The 22,482-nt window shown below is 31.0% G+C and carries 22 protein-coding genes; 9 read left to right on the forward strand and 13 right to left on the reverse strand.

All coding sequences use genetic code 11. The annotated features are described in order from the left end of the window. Positions 1-8: 8 nt before the first annotated feature. The gene (rbsK, locus tag ACTTA6_RS03710) at positions 9-920 is read right to left on the reverse strand and encodes a ribokinase (RefSeq protein WP_440680382.1); all 912 of its coding nucleotides are present in this window, start codon (positions 918-920) and stop codon (positions 9-11) included. After that, the gene (locus ACTTA6_RS03715; RefSeq protein WP_440614567.1) at positions 920-1,378 is read right to left on the reverse strand and encodes an RbsD/FucU family protein; all 459 of its coding nucleotides are present in this window, start codon (positions 1,376-1,378) and stop codon (positions 920-922) included. The genes rbsK and ACTTA6_RS03715 overlap by 1 nt, the downstream gene beginning before the upstream one ends. A gap of 77 nt (positions 1,379-1,455) precedes the next feature. On the opposite strand from ACTTA6_RS03715, the gene xylB reads away from it, so the two are divergent. Then, the gene (gene xylB, locus ACTTA6_RS03720; RefSeq protein ID WP_440614568.1) at positions 1,456-2,904 is read left to right on the forward strand and encodes a xylulokinase; all 1,449 of its coding nucleotides are present in this window, start codon (positions 1,456-1,458) and stop codon (positions 2,902-2,904) included. Between the two features lie 10 nt (positions 2,905-2,914). Then, positions 2,915-3,541 carry an AAA family ATPase gene (locus tag ACTTA6_RS03725; protein ID WP_440614569.1) on the forward strand — a complete coding sequence of 209 codons (627 nt, stop codon included), beginning with the start codon at positions 2,915-2,917 and terminating at the stop codon, positions 3,539-3,541. Here the strand turns inward: ACTTA6_RS03725 and ACTTA6_RS03730 are convergent. The 6 genes from ACTTA6_RS03730 to iolD all read right to left on the reverse strand — a co-directional run bounded on the left by ACTTA6_RS03730 (position 3,538) and on the right by iolD (position 10,668). Further along, on the reverse strand, positions 3,538-4,302 hold the full coding sequence (locus ACTTA6_RS03730; RefSeq protein WP_440614570.1) for an ATP-binding cassette domain-containing protein: 765 nt from the start codon (positions 4,300-4,302) through the stop codon (positions 3,538-3,540). The genes ACTTA6_RS03725 and ACTTA6_RS03730 overlap by 4 nt on opposite strands. Further along, the gene (locus ACTTA6_RS03735; protein WP_440614571.1) at positions 4,302-5,396 is read right to left on the reverse strand and encodes an ABC transporter permease; all 1,095 of its coding nucleotides are present in this window, start codon (positions 5,394-5,396) and stop codon (positions 4,302-4,304) included. Before ACTTA6_RS03735 ends, ACTTA6_RS03730 begins: the two co-directional genes overlap by 1 nt. A gap of 91 nt (positions 5,397-5,487) precedes the next feature. Further along, positions 5,488-6,513 (reverse strand): sugar ABC transporter substrate-binding protein, encoded by a 1,026-nt coding sequence (locus tag ACTTA6_RS03740; protein WP_440614572.1) that lies wholly within the window; start codon positions 6,511-6,513, stop codon positions 5,488-5,490. Between the two features lie 113 nt (positions 6,514-6,626). Next, entirely contained in the window at positions 6,627-7,649 is a 1,023-nt protein-coding gene (locus ACTTA6_RS03745) for an NAD(P)-dependent oxidoreductase (RefSeq protein WP_440614573.1), read from the reverse strand. Positions 7,650-7,659: 10 nt separating this feature from the next. Then, positions 7,660-8,817 carry a Gfo/Idh/MocA family protein gene (locus tag ACTTA6_RS03750; RefSeq protein WP_440614574.1) on the reverse strand — a complete coding sequence of 386 codons (1,158 nt, stop codon included), beginning with the start codon at positions 8,815-8,817 and terminating at the stop codon, positions 7,660-7,662. 6 nt (positions 8,818-8,823) lie between these two features. Continuing rightward, the gene (gene iolD / locus ACTTA6_RS03755; protein WP_440614575.1) at positions 8,824-10,668 is read right to left on the reverse strand and encodes a 3D-(3,5/4)-trihydroxycyclohexane-1,2-dione acylhydrolase (decyclizing); all 1,845 of its coding nucleotides are present in this window, start codon (positions 10,666-10,668) and stop codon (positions 8,824-8,826) included. Between the two features lie 94 nt (positions 10,669-10,762). Between iolD and ACTTA6_RS03760 the strand changes: the two genes are divergently transcribed. Both ACTTA6_RS03760 and ACTTA6_RS03765 read left to right on the forward strand, forming a co-directional pair. Then, positions 10,763-12,205, forward strand: coding sequence for an NAD-dependent succinate-semialdehyde dehydrogenase (locus ACTTA6_RS03760; protein ID WP_440614576.1), 1,443 nt, complete (start codon positions 10,763-10,765; stop codon positions 12,203-12,205). A 2-nt stretch (positions 12,206-12,207) separates the two neighbouring features. Continuing rightward, a complete protein-coding gene (locus ACTTA6_RS03765) occupies positions 12,208-13,002 on the forward strand; it encodes an HpcH/HpaI aldolase family protein (RefSeq protein ID WP_440614577.1) in 795 nt (264 codons plus the stop codon). On the opposite strand, the gene ACTTA6_RS03770 is transcribed toward ACTTA6_RS03765, so the two are convergent. Genes ACTTA6_RS03770 through ACTTA6_RS03780 form a run of 3 tightly spaced genes read right to left on the reverse strand, consistent with a single transcriptional unit; the run spans position 12,999 to position 15,233 of the window. Further along, on the reverse strand, positions 12,999-13,814 hold the full coding sequence (locus ACTTA6_RS03770; RefSeq protein ID WP_440614578.1) for a 3-methyl-2-oxobutanoate hydroxymethyltransferase: 816 nt from the start codon (positions 13,812-13,814) through the stop codon (positions 12,999-13,001). The two genes, ACTTA6_RS03765 and ACTTA6_RS03770, sit on opposite strands and share 4 nt — an antisense overlap. Beyond that, positions 13,814-14,227 carry a MarR family transcriptional regulator gene (locus tag ACTTA6_RS03775; RefSeq protein WP_262589473.1) on the reverse strand — a complete coding sequence of 138 codons (414 nt, stop codon included), beginning with the start codon at positions 14,225-14,227 and terminating at the stop codon, positions 13,814-13,816. Before ACTTA6_RS03775 ends, ACTTA6_RS03770 begins: the two co-directional genes overlap by 1 nt. Before the next feature lie 28 nt (positions 14,228-14,255). Next, a complete protein-coding gene (locus ACTTA6_RS03780) occupies positions 14,256-15,233 on the reverse strand; it encodes a DUF1907 domain-containing protein (protein ID WP_440614579.1) in 978 nt (325 codons plus the stop codon). Between the two features lie 87 nt (positions 15,234-15,320). Here ACTTA6_RS03780 and ACTTA6_RS03785 point away from each other — a divergent pair, with 87 nt between their 5' ends. Genes ACTTA6_RS03785 through ACTTA6_RS03805 form a run of 5 tightly spaced genes read left to right on the forward strand, consistent with a single transcriptional unit; the run spans position 15,321 to position 20,041 of the window. Continuing rightward, positions 15,321-16,265 (forward strand): ketopantoate reductase family protein, encoded by a 945-nt coding sequence (locus tag ACTTA6_RS03785; RefSeq protein ID WP_440614580.1) that lies wholly within the window; start codon positions 15,321-15,323, stop codon positions 16,263-16,265. Then, positions 16,265-17,134, forward strand: a complete 870-nt coding sequence (locus ACTTA6_RS03790) for a 2OG-Fe(II) oxygenase (protein ID WP_440614581.1) — start codon at positions 16,265-16,267, stop codon at positions 17,132-17,134. Before ACTTA6_RS03785 ends, ACTTA6_RS03790 begins: the two co-directional genes overlap by 1 nt. 31 nt (positions 17,135-17,165) lie before the next feature. Continuing rightward, positions 17,166-18,149: a phytanoyl-CoA dioxygenase family protein gene (locus tag ACTTA6_RS03795; protein ID WP_440614582.1), complete on the forward strand. Its 984-nt coding sequence runs from the start codon at positions 17,166-17,168 to the stop codon at positions 18,147-18,149. A 10-nt stretch (positions 18,150-18,159) separates the two neighbouring features. Beyond that, positions 18,160-19,080, forward strand: a complete 921-nt coding sequence (locus tag ACTTA6_RS03800; RefSeq protein ID WP_440614583.1) for a DMT family transporter — start codon at positions 18,160-18,162, stop codon at positions 19,078-19,080. Positions 19,081-19,117: 37 nt separating this feature from the next. Further along, positions 19,118-20,041: a hydroxyacid dehydrogenase gene (locus ACTTA6_RS03805; RefSeq protein WP_440614584.1), complete on the forward strand. Its 924-nt coding sequence runs from the start codon at positions 19,118-19,120 to the stop codon at positions 20,039-20,041. Here ACTTA6_RS03805 and ACTTA6_RS03810 read toward each other — a convergent pair. Further along, positions 20,034-21,116: a Gfo/Idh/MocA family protein gene (locus tag ACTTA6_RS03810; protein WP_440614585.1), complete on the reverse strand. Its 1,083-nt coding sequence runs from the start codon at positions 21,114-21,116 to the stop codon at positions 20,034-20,036. The genes ACTTA6_RS03805 and ACTTA6_RS03810 overlap by 8 nt on opposite strands. Before the next feature lie 31 nt (positions 21,117-21,147). Beyond that, complete coding sequence (locus ACTTA6_RS03815) at positions 21,148-22,380, reverse strand: cytochrome-c peroxidase (protein ID WP_440614586.1); 1,233 nt, start codon at positions 22,378-22,380, stop codon at positions 21,148-21,150. Between the last annotated feature and the right edge of the window lie 102 nt (positions 22,381-22,482).

Here is a 22,482-nt window from a genome sequence, read left to right on the forward strand (position 1 = left end):
TTTATTTTTTAATAATTTTCTACTTCTTGAAGTAATGGCATTGATGCTGATGCACCTAATTTTGTTGTTGATATTCCTGCTACTTTATTTGCAAATACTAATGCATCTTTATTTTCCAAACTGTTAGCTAATGCTACAGCAAATGCACCATTAAAAGCATCTCCCGCACCAGTAGTATCTACAACATTATTTTTTAATTTAAATGCCTCAACAAAATAATCTTCTTTTCCATTAGAATAATAAACACCCTTCTCTCCTAATGTAATTATAATATTTTTAACTCCTTTTTTTAAAAAATCTTTAGCAGCTTCTTTAATATCATTTTCTGATTTTATTTTTTTATTTAAATAAAATTCTGCTTCTGTTTCATTTGGAGTAAAATAATCAATTAATTTAAAGTACTCCTCTTCTATTTTTCTTGCAGGCGCTGGATTTAAAATTGTAACACAATTATTTTCTTTAGCTTTACTTAAAGCATAAAGTGTCACTTGCTCTGGAGTTTCTAACTGAGTAAGAAAAATTTTTGAATTTTTTATAGTGTTTAGATTTTGATCTATATCTTCATTATTTAAGTGGGCAGCTGCCCCAGCAACAACATTAATTGCGTTATGACCTTTTTCATCAATCATGATACCCGCAACTCCTGTTGAAAGATTTTTATCTTGGATAATTGAATTTATATTTATTTGAGCCTTTTTATATAATTTTAATGCCATATTAGCATGAGTGTCTTGACCAATTTTTGTTATGAAATGAACATCTCCCTTTAATCTTGCAGCTGAAATAGCTTGATTTGAACCTTTGCCACCAGGCCCGACTATATGATTTTTTCCTAAAACTGTTTGACCCTTAACTGGAATTGTCTCACCAAAGAAGCAAAGATCAGCAACAAAAACTCCAAATACACAAATTGAATTCATTATTTTTCAAGAACCCACACATCGCCATTGGGTTTAACTACACCTTTTGTAAAAATAAAACAGCCAAATGGTCTTGTTTCATTAGTAGTTATAATTGCGTAAGCATTTTTTGTTTCTTTATAAAAATTATTTCTTTCTATAGATCCTATTTTCCAATGATCTCCAGATATTTTTTTTGTTGTATCTATAAGTTCTTTGTGGACATCATTTAATTCATTTGGTTTTCCATCAATTTCCATTCTCAAAATTGGATATTCTATAAAACTATCTAAGGGAAAAACTGAAAGAATAGCTTCTGCCGCTCTTGAAGCGTTTACACCATCAATTCGATAAACTCTTTTATTCAAAGAATATGCTGGAAAATTTGAGTCACAAAGTATTAGCTTATCACCATGTCCCATACTGCGTAAGCAGTGTAAAACATCAGGGCTTAGTATTGGATCAATTTTAATTAACATATCCTTATACAACTAAATTAATTTCAATAATTCAATAAATTAATTCAATTACAATAATTAAAATATATAATCATAGAATGTATTTAGGTATCGATCTTGGAACAACATTAATGAAATGTATTGTTATTGGAGACAATCAAGAAATAATTTGCAAAACCTCTAGCAAAAATATTCCATTATCTAATCTAAAAAGTGGGTGGTCAGAACAAGATCCTAAATCATGGATCATTGCCCTGAATTACTGTATCAAAAAATTAAAAAAAGAAATTAATTTAAAAAATATCAAGTCAATCTCATTTTCTGGGCATATGCATGGTGCTACATGTCTTGATAAAAATTACGATGTGATCAGAAAATGTATCTTATGGAATGATACTCGAAGTCACAATGAGTGTAATGATATAATGAATGACAAAAATGTTTTAAATATTTCAGGAAATATTGCAATGCCTGGATTTACATCACCCAAAATTTTATGGCTTAAAAATAATGAATTAAAAAATTTTAAATCAATTCACAAATGTTTGCTACCTAAAGATTATTTGAGATTTTACATTACTGGAGAATTTTATAGTGACTTATCTGATGCATCTGGAACATATTGGCTTGATGTAAAAAGTAGATCTTGGTCAAAGAAATTATTACAAACTACTTTTATGAACCTTTCTCAAATGCCTAAAACTTGTGAAGGGACAGATCAAACTGGAATTGTTAAAAAAGAAATCGCGGAAAAATATGGTTTTGATTTAAAATGTAAAGTCTACGGAGGTGGAGGAGATAATGCGGCAGCAGCTGTTGGTCTAGGTCTATATGAAGAAGGCGATGCATCAATATCTTTAGGTACATCAGGCGTAATATTTGCTTCAACAAAGAAATTTTTAAAAAACTATAATGATGCGATTCATTCATTTTGCCATTGTTTACCTAACACATGGCATTTAATGTCTGTTATGTTGTCTTGCACATCTAATATTAATTGGTTTATTAAAAATTTTAATTCATCTCTAGAAGAAATTTCACTAAATCTAAAAAAAGTAATTAAATCCAAAAATTTAATCAAAAATGCTCCGTACTATTTACCTTATTTAACTGGTGAAAGGACGCCTATAAACGACCCTCATGTTCGTGCAAGTTTTAACAACGTTGATATAAGTACAACGAGATCTTCAATGATTTACAGTTTAATAGAAGGAATTTCATTTGGATTAAATGACAACTATCAAGCCCTTTCAAAAACAAAAATTAAATTAGAAAATCTTTATGTAATTGGAGGAGGTTCAAATAACGAAACTTGGATTAAAATTTTAGCATCTATTTTAAATAAAAATCTTGCAATTACAGAAACTTCAGATTCAATGGCTGCTTATGGAGCAGCAAAAATAGCTTTTTTAGGTTACAATAATCTTGATCACCAAAAAGAACTAAAATCTCCTAAAGTGAAAAAAATTATAAAAAAAGATTCTGATCTTGCTTCTATGCTTTCAGATAGGTTTGATAAATGGAAAAAATTTTATACTAAAACTTAAAATTATAATTATGAAAAGATTAAGCTATGAAGAACTTATCAGCGATTTAATAAAAAAATTAGATAATATAAAAAATAGATATTTGATAGCTTTAGCAGGACCCCCTGCTTCGGGGAAAACTACTGTTTCTGAAAAGATAACAAAAGATTTAAATCTAAAAGGATATCCATCAAATATTCTTCAGATGGATGCGTTTCATTATGATAATGGTATTTTAGAAAATAAAGGTTTACTATCCAAAAAAGGATCCTCTGAAACCTTTGATGTTATGGGTTTAAAAAATTTTTTAAATAGATTAAATGATGAAGGTGAAGTTATTGTCCCAATTTTTGATCGTTCTTTAGAATTATCTAAATCATCAGCGGTTATAATTTCAAAAAAAACAAGAGTTATAATAGTTGAAGGAAATTATCTTCTTCTAAATTCTGAACCTTGGAAAAAATTACATAATTATTTTCAATCTAAAATCATAATTGATTGTGAAGAAAAAATTAGAGAAGAAAGGCTTGTAAAGCGTTGGGAAAATTTTAATTTACCTAAAGAAGAAATTCATAAAAAAGTATATGAAAACGATCTCCCGAACGGATTAAATGTTTTGCAAAATAGTATTGAAGCAGATTACACTTTAATTAATTAAGCTTTCGGCGGTTCTTTAGCTCCAGTCATGAATGCAACAGCATCTGACATTTCATATTTTTTAGGATCAATAACACACAATCTAGTTCCTAGTCTGTGAATATGAATTCTATCAGCTACCTCAAAGACATGAGGCATATTGTGAGAAATTAATATAATAGGAATTTTTCTTGCTCTTACCTCACCTATTAACTCAAGAACCCTTCTGCTTTCTTTAACACCTAAGGCAGCTGTTGGCTCGTCCATAATTACCACTTTAGTTCCAAATGATGTTGCTCTAGCTACAGCTACACCTTGTCTTTGACCTCCTGATAAAGTTTCTACTAATTGATCAATATTCTGAATTGTTAACAATCCTAGATCAGAAAGACGTTTTCTAGCTTCATCAGCCATAGCTTTTTTATCCAAAAATCTTAAAAATTTTCCTAGAAAACCTTTTTTTCTAATTTCTCTCCCCAGAAACATATTATCAGTAATTGATAAAGCTGGAGATAGAGCTAAGTTTTGATAAACGGTTTCTATACCTAGTTTTCTTGCCTCAATAGGAGAAGTAAAAGTTACATTCTCTCCATCTAAAAGTATTTCGCCACTATCAGGTATTACTGCTCCACATAAAACTTTAATTAAAGTTGATTTACCAGCGCCATTGTCTCCAATAACTCCTAACACCTCTCCAGGATAAAGCTCCAGATCAGCACTATCCAAAGCAACAACTCTTCCATATTTTTTTGATAAATTTTTTGCAACAAGAACAGGTTTCATTAATTTGATACCTTCCTAATCCATTGATCTATACCAACAGCAATAATGATCAAGCAACCAAGCGCGAACCTTTGCCATAAAACATCTAATCCAGCAATTGACAAACCAGAACTAAATACACCTACAATTAATGCTCCAAATAAAGATCCAATAATAGTTCCTCTTCCACCAAACAGTGAAGTACCACCTATTACAACTGCTGTAATAGAGTCTAGATTTCCTTCATAAAAACTTGTTGGTGAAACTGATCCGACTCTTCCTATTGAAACCCATGCTCCTATAGCAATAACCAATCCTGCAACAGCATAAATTGATACAAGCATTCTATCTGTTCTAATACCAGACAGCTCTGCAGCATCTTTATCATCTCCAATTGCATAGACATGTCTTCCCCATGCAGTCTTATTGAGCATAAACCATAAGAAAACAAATATAGCGATCATCAAGAAAGCACCGTAAGTAAATACGAAACCTCCAAGATTTATTCTTTCACCCCAAAAATGTAATAAAGGTGCATTCTCTTCAATTACTGAACTTCTTATAGATTGAGAACCAGTAAAAAAAATAACTAATGCAAAAAATATATTCCAAGTTCCAAGAGTAACAATAAATGGAGGTAATTTTAATCTTGTTACTAATAAACCATTTATAGCACCAGTCACAACTCCTGAAATCATACCTATTGCAATTGCAGGTAAAGTGGGCATCCCAAAATCAATTGAAAGTTTTCCCATAACGACTGATGCAAGAACCATCATTGCAGCAACACTTAAATCAATTCCAGCAGTTAAAATGATCAGTGTTTGTGCTGCAGCTAAAATTCCAACAATTGTTACCTGTTGAACAATCAAAGATAAATTAAATGCAGAAAAGAATTTTCCTCCAGCTATAAATCCAAAAGCAATTACGCTTAAAATTAAAATAATTACTGGAACAATAGTTGGATTACCATGTAGAAAATGTTGAAGTTTTTTTAAAAACGTTTGCTCACCAATATCAAATGTATGGTGGTCTTGAGCCTTATCACCTATATCTGATGTAAACTTTGGCTGATCTTTTAAATCTTTTGATATGTCATCAGATATTTTGCTCATGAATAAAAAATAAAATTAATAATTACAGAATTTAAAGTCAAGTTTATCAGGGCAGAAATATTCTGCCCTGACAAAATGAAAAGTTATTGGATTATCCCCAACATCTGTCCATTCCTTCTTTAACACTTATTGAAGGAACTCCACTTGCAGCATCATCTGTAACTAAATTTACACCAGTATTAAAAAACTTTAATCCTGGAGAGTTCTCAGGTTTAGTTCCATTTTCTGCCCAAGCTTTAATAGCCTCAACACCTAAAGAAGCCATTAAAAGAGGATATTGTTGTGATGTAGCTCCAATTATACCTTTTTTAACATCAGCTACACCTGGACATCCACCATCAACAGAAGCAATTAATACACTTCCATCTGCTTTGCCCGCTGCTTTTAAAGCTTCATAAGCACCAACAGCTGCTGGTTCGTTAATTGTATAAACTACATTAATGTCTCTATCTTTCTGAAGACATTTTTCCATTGCTGTTCTTCCACCTTCTTCGTTACCATTTGTAACTTCATTACAAATGATTCTTGGATCATCTTCGTCTCCCCATCTTGAAACGTCTTTAGTATCAATACCAAATCCGTTTAAGAAACCTTGGTCTCTTAAAACACCAACAGATGGTTGACTTTCATTAAGATCTAACATTGCAATTTTTGCATTAGCAGCATTTGCTCCTAATTTTGCAGCAACCCAAGCACCGCCTAGTCTACCAGCTTCAAAGTTATCAGTAGCAAAAGTAGAGTCTGCAGCTGTGATAGGTTCTAAAGGTGTATCAAGCGCAATAACTAATAGACCGTTATCTTGTGCGTTTTTTAAAACTGGAACTATTGCTTTAGTATCAGATGCAGCAATTAAAATTCCTTTTGCACCAGATGCTATACAAGTTTCAACAGCTCTTACTTGAGTTTCATGGTCACCATCAATTTTTCCAGCAAAAAATGATAATTTTACACCTAACTCATTAGCACGAGCCTCAGCACCTTCTTTCATTTTTACGAAAAATGGATTGATATCCGTCTTAGTAATCAAACAAGCTTCAATTGCAGCATTCGCTGAAGTAGTCACAAAAAATAGACCACTTAAAATCATTGAAGCGAGAGTTAACGTTAGTTTTTTCATATATATCTCCCTTTTATTTATTAAGAGTTAAATGTAATTGGAAATGATTAGCAACAAAAAAAAACGCTCACAACTAAAAGTTGAATAAATTGTCAAACAAATAATTTTTAAATTTAGTTAACACTGACAGGTTTGGAGCTTAACAATTCAACTGTTTTTAATTGTGCTTTTTTACAATATTTTGGTTTTTGATTTTTTAAAATTAAATCCATATCTTTAAGAACTATATTTCCCATGTCAAAAAAAGCCTCCTTTAATGCACCGGCTCTATGAGCTGAAAATAAAATATTTTTTACTTTTCTTATAGGATCATTTTTTCTTACAGGCTCTTCTGGAAATACATCAGTAGCTGCATAAATATCTCCTTTTTTTAATCTAGTAACTAAATCTTTAAAATTAACAACTGCTGCTCTACTCATTAGAATAAATAGAGTATTTGGCTTCATTCTGTTTAACAATTTTTTATCAATTAAATTTTTATTTTCAGTTGTCACGGCTGCTAAAACATAAATTACCTCACATTTTGAAAACATATCTTTTAAATTGATCGGCTGAAATCCATATCTTTTGATCACATTTTTTGGAAGCCATGGATCATAAACAGAGATATCTTTTGTAAATGGTAAAAGTAGTGGATAAAGAGATTTTGCTAAATCACCAAACCCTAATAAACCAATTTTTTTACCTGACAACATTGATGCTTTAAGATTACTTTCTAGGCCATATTTCTCTTTACCTTTTAGAAAATCGAAATGCGCTTCATGAATATTTCTTAATAGGGATAATGTCATTCCTAATGCTATCTCAGCTACAGGTTTAGAAAAAACAGGAGAAGTAGCTATCACATGAATACCTCTTTTATGACAATATTTATAATCAACATTGTTCATAAAATTACTTTCAACATTTATAATTGCTTTTAATTTAATTGCTTTTGATAAAAGTTTTTTATTTAGATCGGGTTGACCCATTATAAATGAAGCTTTGTGAATATTACTTTCATAAAATTTTTTTTTGTTTTTGCTTGGGGCTACAATAAGTGTGTATTTAGTTTTAAGTTCTTTTAGTTTTTTTTTTGTGAAAATTAGATCTAAAGTTCTTGGGAAAGGATCTGAAATTACAATTAATTTTTTCATAAATAAAAAATTAATTCATAATTTTTTTTATTTCCTCTAACGTAAATGGTTTAGGTTTTTTGCAAGTAGTCTTTATTTCTTGCGGGATACCTGTTTGAGATGCTCTCATAGTTGAGTCTATGATATCTAAAACATGCAAAGAAAGCTCACCATTACATCTATGTTCTAAATTGTGCTCAATTGCATAAGCCATCTCCGATAGACCAGCTCCTCTATAATTTGCATTTGTTGGAGATTCATTTGCTCTTGAGCTTTGACTTTTAATGTTAATTTTTCCTAAAGGCATCATATCTGTTTTGTGCTCACCCCAATTACCGCCAGCAGTCACTGAAACAAAAGCTGATCCACCAAACATATTTGGATCAGGAACAATAATTGATCCTTTGTTACCATATAGCTCTATGTGGTTTCTTTGATGAGCGACTACATCAAATGATAAAGTTATCTGTATAATGCAATCATTTTCAAATTGTATAGTTGCAAGATAAGTTGTTGGAGTTTCTACTTTAAATTTTTGACCTTTTTTTGGGCCTATCCCAATTTCTCTTTCTTCAAAAACTTTTGTACATCTTCCTTGTACTTGTTTTGCTGGACCAATTAAATTTACTAATGCCGTAAGATAATATGGACCCATATCTATTACGGGACCCCCTTCATTTTCAGCAAACCAAGGTTCTGGGTTTGGATGATAAGATTGCACTCCAGGGAAAGCAAAAATAGCATTACCTAATTTAATGTCACCAATTACACCGTTATCAATGAGTTCAAGAGTTTTCTGAATGCCCCCACCCAAAAAAGTATCTGGTGCATTTCCAATATAAAGATTTTTCTCTTTAGCAAGTTCAACTAATTTTTTTCCATCTTCAAAGTTAACAGCCATAGGTTTTTCAGCATAAGAATGCTTACCATTTTCTAAAGCCATTTTTGAAACTTCAAAATGTGCGCCAGGAATTGTAAGGTTTAAAATTATTTCAATCTCTTTATCTTTAAGAAGTTCTTCAACTGTTACAGCTTCAATATTGTAATGAATTGCACACTTCTTCGCTGTTTCCATATTAATATCAGCGCATTTAACAATTCTGATATTATTGAAATACTCCTGAGCTCTAAAATAAGTTTCTGAAATATGACCACATCCTATAAGGCCTACTTTAAATACTTTATTCATAAAGGATTAAATACCTTGTCTTTGTTTGCTTCTTCCTTCTTTATAAAGTTTTAAAGCTTCTTCATTTTCTTTAGTAGTTGGAATTTCTAAAGTTGGACTATCCCAAAAAGATGATCCTTCTACCCATTTATAAGCATGAGTTTTAATTGAAATAACATAAGTTACATCAGACGCTTTAGCTCTTTTAAATGCAGCTTCAAGATCTGAAATTGAAGTAACGTGTTCAGATTTTGCACCCATACTTTCAGCATGTTTTGCAAAATCTACATCAACTAAGCCAGGTGTGTTTGAACTCTTTAATAAGTTATTATACTCTTTTCCACCTTTGAATAATTGAAGTCGGTTTATAACTGCAAAGCCACCGTTATCACAAACAACTATGATCAATTTATTTTTTGTAATTACTGAAGAATAAATATCAGTATTATTTAATAGATAAGATCCATCACCTACAAATGAGATCACTTCTTTATCTGGATTAGCCATCTTAATTCCTAATGCTCCAGATATTTCATAACTCATACAACTAAAGCCCCACTCTGTTTCATGAGTATTAAGTTCTCTTGGTCTCCATACTTGAATTACTTCACCTACCAAACCTCCTGCAGCTGTAACCGCAATATCAGTTGGATCAGAATTTCTATAAATAGCTCCAATTACTTGAACATAACTTGGAACTTCCTGATTAGTTGGAGCGCTCTCTTTATCTATATGTTCATTCCATGACTTAAGTTCTGTTTGAGATTTCTTGTTCCAATCTTCACCTGCTTTCCAATCACCTAAGGCTTGAGAAAGTTCAGTTAATGAAACTTTTGCATCTCCAACAACAGCTTGTGCTAAATGTTTATTAGCATCATATCTTGATACATTAATTGAAACTAATTTGAAATTTTCGTTTTCAAAGTTTGCCCATGATCCTGTTGTAAAATCAGCAAGCTTTGTACCTATTGCAATAGCAAGATCGGTTTGTTTTGCTAATGAGTTTGTATTTTTTCCACCAAGTCCTCCGATTTGACCTGCAAAATGAGAATGATCTCTCTTCATTGTTGAATAACCCATTACAGTTTGTGTAACTGGAATATTGTGTTTAATTGCAAACTGACTTAACTCTTCCATTGCATCGGAGTAAAAAACTCCACCTCCAGATATTATGATTGGATTTTTTGAAGATTTAATTTTTTCAGCTGCCTCTTTAATTTGAAATTCATCTGGTCTTGGTCTTCTAATTGTATGAACTTTCTCTTGAAAAAATTCTTCTGGATAATCAAAAGTTTGGCCTTGGATATCTTGGCTTAAAGCAATACAAGCAGGGCCACAATCAGCAGGATCTAACATTGTTTGAACTGCTATAGGAAATGATTGAATTATTTGTTCAGGTCTAGTTATACGATCAAAATATCTTGTAACTGGTTTGAAAGCATCGTTTGCAGTTACACTTGGATTGTTAAAATGTTCAACTTGTTGCAATACTGGATCTGGCATTCTATTTGCATAAGTATCACCTGGTAAAAATAAAATTGGCAATCTGTTACTCATCGCTACTGCTGCTGCAGTAACCATATTGGTTGCTCCTGGGCCAACAGATGAAGTAGCAACAAAAATTTGCTGTCTTCTTTTTGCTCTGGCATAACCTATTCCAGTTAAAGCCATATTCTGCTCATGATGGCCTCTATAAGTTGGTAATTCTTTTTGATTTTCCTCAAGTGCTTGACCTAAACACGCTACGTTTCCATGTCCAAAAATTCCAAAGACACCAGGAAAGAGTGGTTCTTTTTTGCCATTAATTAATATTTTTTGAGCAATTAAATATTTAACGATTGCATGTGCACAAGTTAGAGTGATTTTTTTCATAATTGGGTTTATTTTTTTTATGTATAATGTTTATATATATTTATATTTATAAATTAAAAAACCCAACTTAGTAAACCTTAAAAAATAAAAAATTATGTATAGCAAATTTGGACAATTCATTGATGGAGAATGGCAAGAAGCAGAAAAAAAAGAAACCTATGATGTAATCAACCCTGCAACAGAGGAAGTGATTGGAAAAGCATCAAAAGCATCGTCAGCAGATGTACAAAAAGCATTAAAGTCAGCTGAGAAAGGTCTTAAAGTTTGGAGTAACACTACTCCTTGGCAAAGATCATATGTAATTAGAAAAATTGCAGATCTAATGAGAGAGAAAAAAGATGTTCTTGCTAAATGGTTAACACTTGAAGTTGGCAAACCTCTTGCTGAAGGAGTTGGAGAAGTTAGCGGAGGAGCGGATATATTTGAGTGGAATGCTGAAGAAACAAAAAGAATTTATGGTCAAACTGTTCAAAGTAGATTTCCTGATACAAGAGTTCATGTTTATTATCAGCCAGTAGGAGTTGTGGCTGCTTTAATACCATGGAACTTTCCAATCATTTTAGCTGCAAGAAAAATTTCAACAGCACTAGCTGCGGGTTGCTCTGTAATTTGTAAACCAGATGTAATTACGCCTGGTGCAGTTATGGAATTAGTTAATATTTGTAAAGAAGCAGGTGTTCCTGATGGTGTAGTTAATTTATTATCTGGTGATCCTGCAGAAATTTCAAATGAACTATTAGAGTCTGATATTATTAAAAAAGTATCAATTACTGGTTCAACAAGAGTTGGAAAATTAATATTAAAGAAAGCTGCAGATAAAGTTCAAAGAGTAACTATGGAGCTCAGTGGTCATTCACCTTTTATTGTTTGTGATGATGTTGATATGAATAAAGTTGCAGATATTGCGATTACTGCAAAATTCAGAAACAATGGACAAGTTTGTATCTCTCCAAACAGATTTTATATCCAAGAAAATAAAAAAGACGAATTTCTTGGAGCTTTTATGGATAGAGCAAAGAAATTAAAAATCGGAAATGGTATGGATGAAGGAACTATCTTAGGTCCTTTAACTACTGCAAAAAGATTGGATGAAATTGAAAAACTAGTTGAGACAACAAAAAATGAAGGGGCCGATGTTTTGATGGGAGGAAAAAGACCTTCAGGTTTTAACAAAGGTTATTTTTATGAGCCAACTGTTTTTGATAATGTAAAAGACGATTTTACGATTATGAGAGAAGAGCCATTTGGTCCTCTCGTACCCGTTCTTACATTTAAAACATTTGATGAAGTTATTGAAAGAGCAAACAATAACGACCTTGGTTTGTGTAGTTATTTGTATACAAATAACATGGATCAAGCGAACAGAGGTTCTGAAATGTTAGAGTCTGGCTGTGTTGCTGTTAATACTGGTGCAGTTGCTGTAGCAGAAGCTCCTTTTGGTGGTATCAAACAAACTGGTTATGGACGTGAAGGTGGATCAATGGCGATCAAAGATTATCTAAACGTTAAATACACCCACATGGCATTAAAGGTATAATAATGAGAAAAAATAAAATAAAACAAATGATGAAAGACGGTAAGCCCGTCATTAATGGTTGGTGCGCAATTCCAAGTACTGCATCTGCAGAAGCAATGGCACATCAAGGCTGGGATTCATTAACTATAGATATGCAGCATGGTTTAGTTGATTACAGTAATGCACTTCCAATGCTTCAAACAATTTCAACAACGGATGTCACTCCACTTGCTAGAGTTAATTGGAATGAGCCAGGACAAATAATGAAAATTTTAGATGCTGGTTGTTATGGAATTGTTTGTCCAATGGTCAGTAATAGAAAAGAAGCTGAAAATTTTGTTCAGGCATGTATGTACCCACCTGATGGTTACAGAAGCTTTGGTCCTGTTAGAGGATTAATTTATGGTGGTGCAGATTATGCAGATCACGCTAATGAAGAAATTCTTAAATTAGCAATGATAGAAACTAAAGAGTCTTTAGAAAATTTAGATGAGATAATGTCTACACCGGGTGTTGATGGTATTTATATTGGGCCTGCAGACTTAAGTTTAGCAATCGGTGAAAAACCTGGATTTGATCGAGCTGAAACTACAAAAGCTTATTCTGAAATTTTGAGAATTCTAGAACATGCGAAGAAAAATAATATTTTTGCAGGAATTCACAATGGTACAACAGACTACGCGATGAAGATGATTGAAAAAGGTTTTGATTTTGTAACGATAGCTTCTGATTTAAGAGCTTTAAGTGCTGGTGCAAAAGCGACTGTAGATAAGATGAAAGGTTCTTTGTCTAAAAAAGACGACGACGCTACTTATTAATCAAGTTGATTTAAAAATTCTTCAAATTGATTTTTATCTAAATTAGAAGATTGTTTCTTGCCTGGAAACTTTCCAGTCATAGAATCTTTTTTAAATGCTTTAAGAGCTTTAACTCTTTCAACTTTAATTTCATTTCTAAGTTTTAATAAGTTTCCATAAGCTTTAGAATGTCTTGGAGGATTTTCAGTATCGCCACAAATATCTTCCATAAATAAATACATCACATCTGCATTTCTTCCAGATCCTAAAGAAACAGTAACAATATCTGTTCGTTTAGAAATTTCACCCATTACGTTTTCAGGTATTACTTCACACTCGGCAGAAAAAGCTCCTGCATCTTCTAATCTTTTAAATTTTTGAAATAACTCATGAGCCTCATTTGCTGTTTTACCAACTGCTCTAAGTCCACCAATCCAAGTTGATTTTCTTGGAACTAGTCCCAAGTGACCCATAACAGGTACATCTTCCTTTGCTAGCATTTCTACTATATCCATACTTCTTGGCGTCATTACTGCATCAGCACCATTTTCTAAAGCTTTGAACGCTCCACGCATAATATCATCTGCTGTAACAAATTCGTTCAAAACTAAAGCTGCGGTTAAAAAAAGATTTTTGGACCCTTCCCTAACTGGAATAACATTTTTAGCGTTAGCAATAATCATGTCAAAGCCAGCTTTTTCTGCAGCAGCAGCCTCATCAACAGTATTCGCGGTAACTTGAGTAAATTTTCTTTTTCCTTTTGCCGCTTTTAAATCACCTACTGTAGTTGATCTTTTGGCTGGTTTTGCAGCCCATGTGTATACATTCTTCATTAAATACCTTTATAAAGAACGTCTCTTCGATCAATAAATTCCTCAAAAGTCTTAATGGTAACAACTGATGGTAAAATAAAAATTGATCTTTTGTCCTTTTCGTTTCTAATAATTCTAAAATAACCTTTTTTGATTGCTGTATCGATATAAACATTAGAAGTTAAATAAGATTTCTCTATAACTCTCAATAGTTCATTTTTTGTAATAGATTTATTTTTATAATAAGCAAGCATTACCATGTGCAGCATAATCCAATGTTGAGGTGTCAGAGAAAACCAATTTAATAAATCATTTGCTAACCTTCCCTCAAAATCTCCAAGTGAAATTTCAGCTAATGTAATTCTTTTCTGAGTTGATTTTGAAATTTTTTTCTGTTCTTCAAAATTTTTTGGATACTTAAACTGTCTTTTCATTTAAATAAACTTAAACTTATTAAGTTTTCTATTCAATACTATTTTTGCTTAGTAGTTCTTTATAAATATTATTCACTCTATGAACTTCTGAAGCTGTATTAAAATATCCTTCATATTCTATTTCATCTGGTGTTACATCAAAATGGTAATGACCAGCATCTTTATCGTCTTCATAAGAATGAAAATGTGTATGTTCACCAGACTCCCTTAAATTCAATTCTCCTCCTGTAGGATCTCCAGTCCAAAGTACTGTATAACACTGCAATTTTGGACCAACAGGTTCGTAAAATTGAAGAAAATCTTTTACACACTTCATTTGTTTTGGATCATAGTATTCATGTGTAATATCTTTGTAATCTGGTTGAACATGAGATCTTACTTTACCTTCTAATATTCTAAATACACCTGCGATAGCAACATGTTCATTTTCTTTAAGATTTAAATTATTTGATAATGAGGACCTCATTGCTTGCGGTAGCGAACCTTGATCTCCTGATCTACCTTTAATTTTTATTTTAATTACTTTTCCTTGTTTACCATCTGTATAATAAATATTTCCAAGTCCTCCATGTTTTCGTGCGCTATATTTTTCAACAATACATTTTTTATCAGGACTTACTCTTGCAATTATAGATCTAGACTCGTCAGTAATTAAATTTTCATTAATTACTAATTCTCCACAGTGACCATCCAAACACGACATTGCACCAGATCCAGCACCTAAAGCATAAGATTTTTCTGATCCAATCATTTTAGAAATTTCTTGGTAATCAAATTCAGCACCAATAAAATTAGGATCATGCATGTATGGCTCACCACCAACATCGATGATTTTTTGATTGCCACTCATCCCTTCAGATGGACAATCCCATTCACGAAGATTAGGACAATCTACAACTTCTACTTCAACATTTTTAAAATTTTCTGAGAGTCCTTTTTTTAATGCACTCGCTATATCTTCAAGTGAATGATTTGTGAAAGTTCCTTTTTCTATTTTTAATTGCATGATGTTAATAAGCTATAATTTATTTTGCATATTGTCTATAGATAATATATATAATTTCTATACATAAATAATTTAAAAAAGGTAACGATGATAAATAAAGATTTAAAAGTAGCCGTATTAGGTGCAGGTGCAATGGGATGCCTGTTTGGAGGATTGCTAGCTGAAAAAGGTTTAAATGTAACTTTAATTGACGTTTGGAAAGAACATGTCGATGCGATAAATAAAGATGGTTTAAAAATGGATGGTCACGGAGGCGATCGTATAATTAAAGTTAATGCTACTTCTGATCCATCATCGTTAGATAAAATGGATGCAGTGATTGTTATGTGTAAAGCAACTGCATTAGAACCAGCTCTAAATAGCATTAAAAATATTATCGGAGAAAAAACAGTTTTCATGTCTTTTCAAAATGGAATTGGTCATGAAGCAATAATTCAAAGTATCGTTGGAAATGAAAAAGTGATCGGTGGAACAACAACACAAGCTTCAAATATTTTAGGACCAGGTCATATAATGAACCATGGCGCATTGCCTTCATGGATTGGTGAGTATGAAGGAGGTATAACAGAGAGAATTACAGAAATAGCTAATACTTTTACCGCACATAATTTAGAAATGATTGCAGCTGAAGATGTAAAAAAAAGAAAATGGATGAAACTTTTTGCTCTAACAGCAATTGGTCCTCTTTCAGCTATATTTGATCTACATCACACCGATCTATACGTAAATAATAAAGCTAATGATGTTTCAAGAGGGCTTGGTAAAGAAATCATTTTAGAGACAAGAGAAGTAGCGCTTGCTGATGGAGTTAATGTTTCTGAAGATGAATGTCTATTTATGTTCAATAAAATTGTAGATTCGATGCAAACTAATAAATCTTCAATGGCTTTTGATGTTCAATACAAAAGAAAAACAGAAATTGATTTTATAAGTGGTGCTGTTTCTAAAATTGGAAAAAAACATGGAGTAAAAACGCCTTTAAATGACCTGATGTATAAAATGATTAAGGTTAAAGAAGGTATGTATAGTTAATGCTTAAAATCAATCGATTAAAAAAAATTAAAAGTAATTTTCCTGTACTAGTTGGAGAAAAGGTTGTTGAAAAAAATACGTGTAATTTATTAATTGATGAGATTAGTAAATCTAAAGCTTTTGACGACATGATTATGGGTGGTCGAAGCAGAATTAATAAAGGCTCAAAAAATTTTAATAACTATATTAAATCTTCAAATAATTCTGCAAAACTCTTCAAACTTTTTAATAGCAAGGCATTTTATAAAAAAATTGAAACTCTTTTTTCTAAAAACTTTAAAGATGGGTCTTGGACAAACACTCACAAACCAAAAATATTTAATCAAAAAAAATTTACTATTAAAAAGAAATTAAATTCAAGTGAATTAAAAAAAATGTTAGGAAACAATTACACTAACCCAAAAGTTAATTTAGATATTGATTTTTCGGTTTCTAAAGGAGGATACAGATTACGTCCTCATAGAGACGATATTACCAGATTGTATAATTTCTTAATTTATCTAACAGATATTCCCAAAAAAAATGGAGGATCACTTACAATTTATAGAAAAAAATCAAAGAAAAATTTAAGAAAAAGTTTCAGACGATTTCCAAAAATGAGTGAATTAGAAATAGTAAAAGCATTTACTCCAAGGAAAGGAACTGTGGTATTTTTTCAATCTACACCAAATTCTTATCACGGAGTTAAACGTTTTATAGAAAAAAACTGTCCAAAAAGATTTTTTATTTATGGAAGTTATGCACTCAATAAGCCAGTTATTTGGAATTATAAAGGAACAGCTTACTATCCTCACATCATCAGCACAAAGAAAAAAATGTTAACTTCTTTTCATGATGCAAACTATTTAACAACTGCTCCTAAGAATTGATATTGTTAAAAAATTCTACTAGGTTCTATTAATGGCAAATAATCTACAAAAGAAATTATTTGAACAAGGATATTTGAGAGTAAAAAATGTTCTTAACTATGAAAGAGATTTAAAACCAATCCTTAATGACATGGAATTTGTGATGGATTGTTTAATCCAAAAATTTGCAAAAAAAAAAGATTTAAAAAAAGTTCTTAATTTAGATTTTAAAAAAAAATATTCTTATATATCAAAATTAAAAATTGATGATTTAGATCAATATTTTAACACTAGATTGCCAAGAGATCACGTTAAGAAAGATAGCGATTACTTTGCTACTCAATCTTTATGGAATTTAATTACTAATAAAAATATTTTAGATGTTGTTGAAAAAATTTTGGGAAAAGAAATCATGTCTAATCCAGTTCAAAATACTAGAATTAAACAACCTGAAAAAAAATTACCAAAAGGTTCAATTTTAGACGGTTTAAGTGGAAGAACACCTTGGCATCAGGATGCTGCAGTTCTCAGTCCTAAAGGGCAAAAATTGACTGACATGGTTACTGTATGGATACCTTTTACAAAAACTACAAAAAAAAATGGGTGCATGATTACTGTTAAGAAAATTAATAAAATGGGATTATTAAATCATATTGCTGGTTATAGAGGCCAAGTAGAAATTAAAGACAGTAAATTACTGGATAAAATGCAGCATATTCACTTAGAGGCAGACGTTGGAGACGTAATTCTTTTGCATAAACATTCAATTCACTGCTCCTTACCTAATAGATCAAATGATTTTAGAATAAGTGCAGACCTTAGATACAATGTAGCTGGTCAACCTTCTGGGAGAGATCCACTTCCAAATTTCTATGTAAGAAGCAAAAATAAAAAAAATCTTAAAATTCAGAATTTTAAACAATGGTTAGCTCTTTGGGAAAAAGCAAAAGAAAAATGTATTCCACGTAAATATGCCTTTAAATATCCTTTGCCAACGTTTAAGAATAGTAAAAGAGATCTTTCAAAATTATTATAAAAATTAACAAATGAATTCAGTAACTACCCGTGTCTACTCGGTAGACTTTTTTTTAGCAATTCTTGGCTATTCCTTATTTGTTATCATGGACTCTATAGCAAAAGAATTGACAAATTATTATCATGTAACACAAATAATATTTATTAATTCTTTATCGGCATTACTGCCAATTTTACTTTACACGCAAGTTAGAAATTCTTGGAAAAAAATTAAGACTAAAAACTTTTTTGTACATTTGGTTAGAGCAATAACTTTAATAATTTCAATGGGATTATTTTTTCTTTGTATAAATAAACTTCCACTTACAACCATGTATAGCATCATCTTCTTTACACCCTTTGTATTAACAATTGGATCTGTAATTTTTTTAAAAGAAAAAGTAAGTTGGAGAAGATATACGGCAATATTGATCGGTTTTATTGGAACGATAATTGCAATTAACCCTTTTGGAAAAGAAATAAATAATTATGTGTTATTAGCATTATTGATACCAATTTTTGGGTCTGTAGGTCATTTATTGGTTAAAAAATATGGTCAATCAGAAAGCGTGTATTCATTTTTAATAATTGGGAAGTTAATTTTAATTGTGATTTCTGGTGTGATTACCTTTGAGCTTTATATTCCAATGACTAAAACAGATTTTTTTTTAAATTTTAATGCAGGTTTATTAAGAGGAGTGGGAATGATTTTTATTATAAACTCTGCTCGACATCTTCCTGCCTCAATATTTGCAAATACACAATATGTTCAATTATTAATTGGTGCATTGATTGGTTTTTATATTTTTAATGAAATCCCTACTTGGAATGTTTATTTAGGAAATGTTTTTATAATTGGAGCTGGAATTTATATCGTTTTAAGAGAGATAAAACTTTCTAGAAATATTGTTTCAAATTCAATAAGACCAACAACAATTTCAATAAAAAAGTAAGTTATTCAATTTAAGTTAAAAATATATATAAGTAAGTATGGCTAAAATCTTAATAACAGAGTTTATTAACCAAGACAGTTTAGATGATCTAAATAATACTTTTGAAATCAAATTTGATGAAAAGCTTTGGGAAAAAAAAGAAGAACTTAAAGAAATTATTAAAGATTATGATGGTTTAATTGTCAGAAATAAAACTCAAGTAACCAAAGATATTTTATCTAACGCTAGTAAATTAAAATTTATAGGAAGACTGGGTGTTGGTTTAGATAATATTGATACTGAATTTTGTAGAACCAAAAATATTCATGTCCAACCTGCAACTGGTATGAATGCAGACTCTGTAGCTGAATATGTGATTTCATCTTCTATGTCTTTAATAAAAAAAATTCCTATGTTTCATTATCGAACGATCAAAGGTGATTGGCCTAGAACAACTATTAAATCCTCTGAAATAAATAGAAAGTCTATTGGAATAGTGGGTTTTGGTACCATCGGCAGAAAAGTTGCTGACTATAGTTTGAAAAATGGACTGAATGTTTTGGCTTATGATCCTTATATTAAAAAATTAGAAGATAATGAAAAAAATTATAAATTATCTTCATTAGAAGAAGTATTTAAAAATGCAGATATTATTTCTTTACATTTACCATTAACAGAAGAGACTAAAAATTTAATCAACAAGTCTTCATTCTCTAAAATGCAAAAACAGCCAATTATAATCAATACTTCTAGAGGTAGTGTTGTAAATGAGAATGATCTTATAGATGCTTATGATCAAAATCTAATTTCAGGATTTGCATTAGATGTGTTTGAAAATGAACCTATTAAAAAAGATTTATACGAAAGAATTACATCTGAAATGAATTGTATTTTAACTCCTCATATTTCAGGTGTTACTACAGAGTCAAATATTAGAGTTAGCAATTTTATAGTTAAAAAGGCAATTGATTTTTTTAAGTAATTATTTCGTTTAACTTAACTACTCTTCCAAGTTTAATTGATGTCTCAGCAGCTTCTCCAACAGCAACTGCAATTAATCCATCATTCAAAGATACCTCTGGCTTTAATTTATTTTTTACAGCATTTATAAAGGCTAAATGCTCATAATAAGTTGATCCATGATGATGTCCTGCTTCAAGTATTTTTGGATCTACACTAACACTTTCTTGTTTTGTTTTTCCATCTCTCATACCAATTCTTACATCAGAAGTAGTTTTCCCAGACTCGTTTGAAGGAACTGAAGTTTCAATTTTACCAATATTTCCTGTTGCGGTTAACTCTTCTTGCATTTCAGAATTTTCAGCAAACATACAAAGCTCAAGCATACTTCTCGAACCATTCTCAAAATTAACAATTACGTAAGCATTATCAATAATATCTGGTTTTTTCCCATCATACTCTTCATCTAAGTGATTTACATCTTGTCCCCCACTCGCATAAACACTTACAGGTTCACTCTTAACAATAAATCTCATCAAATCAAAAAAATGACAACACTTTTCAACTAAAGTTCCTCCAGTATTTTTTTCAAATCTATTCCAGTCATTTACTTTTTTTAGGAAAGGAAATCTGTGCTCTCTTATTGTTAATGTTTTTAGATCACCAATTGTTTTGTTGTGAATTTCTTTGATAAATTTTGAAACAGGAGGCATGTACCTATATTCCATTGCAGTCCAAAATACTGATGGATAATCCTTAATAAGTTTTTCTATTTCTAAACAATCTTTTGTCTTAGTACACAAAGGTTTTTCAACCAATATGTGTTTCTTAGTTTGAATTACATCTTTTAAAATTTGAATATGAGTAAAATTAGGAGATGAAATTATATAAACATCAACTAAATTTTCTTTAATCAAATCTTGATGATTTTCAAAGCAAACAACTTCCTTTTTGAGTAGTTCTTGACATTGTTTCAAAGATTCTTTGTGAGGATCTGAAAGAGCAACTACCTCAGCTTCGTATATCAAAGATAAATTTAAAATATGTTCTCGAGCCATCGTGCCAGCTCCAATTATTCCATATTTAATTTTTTCCATATTTATTATCTATCAGTTTAATTAAATAAATTTAATCAATTGTTAATCCACTTGGTACTTTTTCTGGTTTACCGAGTGGTCTTTGATTTCCACTTTTTCCAGTTAGAGATTGTAAAAAAGAGACTAATTGATCAATTTCTTTTTCACTTAAATCTATTGGTTTGATATCTATACTTGAAATAATTCTATCCTGTTCTCTTTTGTCAGAAAAAGTCACAAAATCTATTTGTTCTAACCATGGAGCATTTGGTAAATTTGCATATTGAGGTTTCCAATTTTTGTTCATAGTTACTGGATTTAAATGATGTTTAATTATACCCTTAAGTGTTGGATAAGCACCATTATGACCATAAGGTGCCGTTAAAGAAACATTTCTTAGAGCGGGTGTTTTAAATTTATACATGTCATCCACATCATCTGTTTCAACCATTCTTCCAACATCACGTGCATAAGGATCAAATGGTCTGGTTCTGCCTGGTCCAAATTGTGGAATACCTATTGAGTGAAATTTTTGATCAGACAATAAAGACCCTGAATGACATGAGCTACAATTAGCTTTACCATAGAATAAATTCATACCTGCAATCTGATTTGAATTTAAAGCTGATTTATTTCCGTTTAAATATTCATCAAATGGAGAGTCAAAGGATGTCCATTCATGAATTTCAAAAGCTGCAATTGAGTTTACTATATGTGTAATATTTATGTCTAAAGCATTATCAACATCGTCAAAAGCATGTTTAAACATCTCAACATATTCAGGAACTCCTCTTATTCTATGAGTAATCACAGGCCAAACTCTATCAATTCTCATACTATCTTTACCGACTTTTGAAACCAGTCCTATAATTTCATTTTCACCTGGATTTCCAGCCATTTCAAATTGTCTTGTCATTGGAAATAAAGCTTGTACCGCTACTATATTATCAAGACCTTTAGGAAGCAGTTCTTGTGCTGGGGTATTAAAACCATTTCCAAATATATCAGATTTAGTCACTCTACCATCATGAAGTAATGTGGTAATATCTTTAAATCCTAAATTCCATAATGCTAAAGCATTTCTTGGAATACGTTTTTTAATTTTATCATCCCCTGATCCAGCTGTTCTTTCTAATCCAATACCATGTCCACCTTCACCAATTCCTAATGAAAGTCCATCAGACCCTCCTAGGTCATGGCTATGACAAGTTGCACAAGCAATATTACGATTGGCTGATAAAATTTTGTCATGAAATAAAAGTCTTCCTATTTTAACCTTTTCCATATCAACTTTATGAAAATCATTACCTGTTAAAGGTTTTGGTAATTCAATTGAATATGTTTTGTTTGCTGAAATTAAAAATGGAATTATAAATATTAATATTTT

Source organism: Candidatus Pelagibacter sp. HIMB1636 (genome assembly GCF_052047675.1).
Classification (GTDB): Bacteria; Pseudomonadota; Alphaproteobacteria; order Pelagibacterales; family Pelagibacteraceae; genus Pelagibacter.

Excerpts from the sequence above, each read along its gene's own strand:
- rbsK (WP_440680382.1), bottom strand. The coding sequence starts at position 920 with ATGAATTCAATTTGTGTATTTGGAGTTTTTGTTGCTGATCTTTGCTTC.
- ACTTA6_RS03715 (WP_440614567.1), bottom strand. The coding sequence starts at position 1,378 with ATGTTAATTAAAATTGATCCAATACTAAGCCCTGATGTTTTACACTGC.
- xylB (WP_440614568.1), top strand. The coding sequence starts at position 1,456 with ATGTATTTAGGTATCGATCTTGGAACAACATTAATGAAATGTATTGTT.
- ACTTA6_RS03725 (WP_440614569.1), top strand. The coding sequence starts at position 2,915 with ATGAAAAGATTAAGCTATGAAGAACTTATCAGCGATTTAATAAAAAAA.
- ACTTA6_RS03730 (WP_440614570.1), bottom strand. The coding sequence starts at position 4,302 with ATGAAACCTGTTCTTGTTGCAAAAAATTTATCAAAAAAATATGGAAGA.
- ACTTA6_RS03735 (WP_440614571.1), bottom strand. The coding sequence starts at position 5,396 with ATGAGCAAAATATCTGATGACATATCAAAAGATTTAAAAGATCAGCCA.
- ACTTA6_RS03740 (WP_440614572.1), bottom strand. The coding sequence starts at position 6,513 with ATGAAAAAACTAACGTTAACTCTCGCTTCAATGATTTTAAGTGGTCTA.
- ACTTA6_RS03745 (WP_440614573.1), bottom strand. The coding sequence starts at position 7,649 with ATGAAAAAATTAATTGTAATTTCAGATCCTTTCCCAAGAACTTTAGAT.
- ACTTA6_RS03750 (WP_440614574.1), bottom strand. The coding sequence starts at position 8,817 with ATGAATAAAGTATTTAAAGTAGGCCTTATAGGATGTGGTCATATTTCA.
- iolD (WP_440614575.1), bottom strand. The coding sequence starts at position 10,668 with ATGAAAAAAATCACTCTAACTTGTGCACATGCAATCGTTAAATATTTA.
- ACTTA6_RS03760 (WP_440614576.1), top strand. The coding sequence starts at position 10,763 with ATGTATAGCAAATTTGGACAATTCATTGATGGAGAATGGCAAGAAGCA.
- ACTTA6_RS03765 (WP_440614577.1), top strand. The coding sequence starts at position 12,208 with ATGAGAAAAAATAAAATAAAACAAATGATGAAAGACGGTAAGCCCGTC.
- ACTTA6_RS03770 (WP_440614578.1), bottom strand. The coding sequence starts at position 13,814 with ATGAAGAATGTATACACATGGGCTGCAAAACCAGCCAAAAGATCAACT.
- ACTTA6_RS03775 (WP_262589473.1), bottom strand. The coding sequence starts at position 14,227 with ATGAAAAGACAGTTTAAGTATCCAAAAAATTTTGAAGAACAGAAAAAA.
- ACTTA6_RS03780 (WP_440614579.1), bottom strand. The coding sequence starts at position 15,233 with ATGCAATTAAAAATAGAAAAAGGAACTTTCACAAATCATTCACTTGAA.
- ACTTA6_RS03785 (WP_440614580.1), top strand. The coding sequence starts at position 15,321 with ATGATAAATAAAGATTTAAAAGTAGCCGTATTAGGTGCAGGTGCAATG.
- ACTTA6_RS03790 (WP_440614581.1), top strand. The coding sequence starts at position 16,265 with ATGCTTAAAATCAATCGATTAAAAAAAATTAAAAGTAATTTTCCTGTA.
- ACTTA6_RS03795 (WP_440614582.1), top strand. The coding sequence starts at position 17,166 with ATGGCAAATAATCTACAAAAGAAATTATTTGAACAAGGATATTTGAGA.
- ACTTA6_RS03800 (WP_440614583.1), top strand. The coding sequence starts at position 18,160 with ATGAATTCAGTAACTACCCGTGTCTACTCGGTAGACTTTTTTTTAGCA.
- ACTTA6_RS03805 (WP_440614584.1), top strand. The coding sequence starts at position 19,118 with ATGGCTAAAATCTTAATAACAGAGTTTATTAACCAAGACAGTTTAGAT.
- ACTTA6_RS03810 (WP_440614585.1), bottom strand. The coding sequence starts at position 21,116 with ATGGAAAAAATTAAATATGGAATAATTGGAGCTGGCACGATGGCTCGA.
- ACTTA6_RS03815 (WP_440614586.1), bottom strand. The coding sequence starts at position 22,380 with ATGGAAAAGGTTAAAATAGGAAGACTTTTATTTCATGACAAAATTTTA.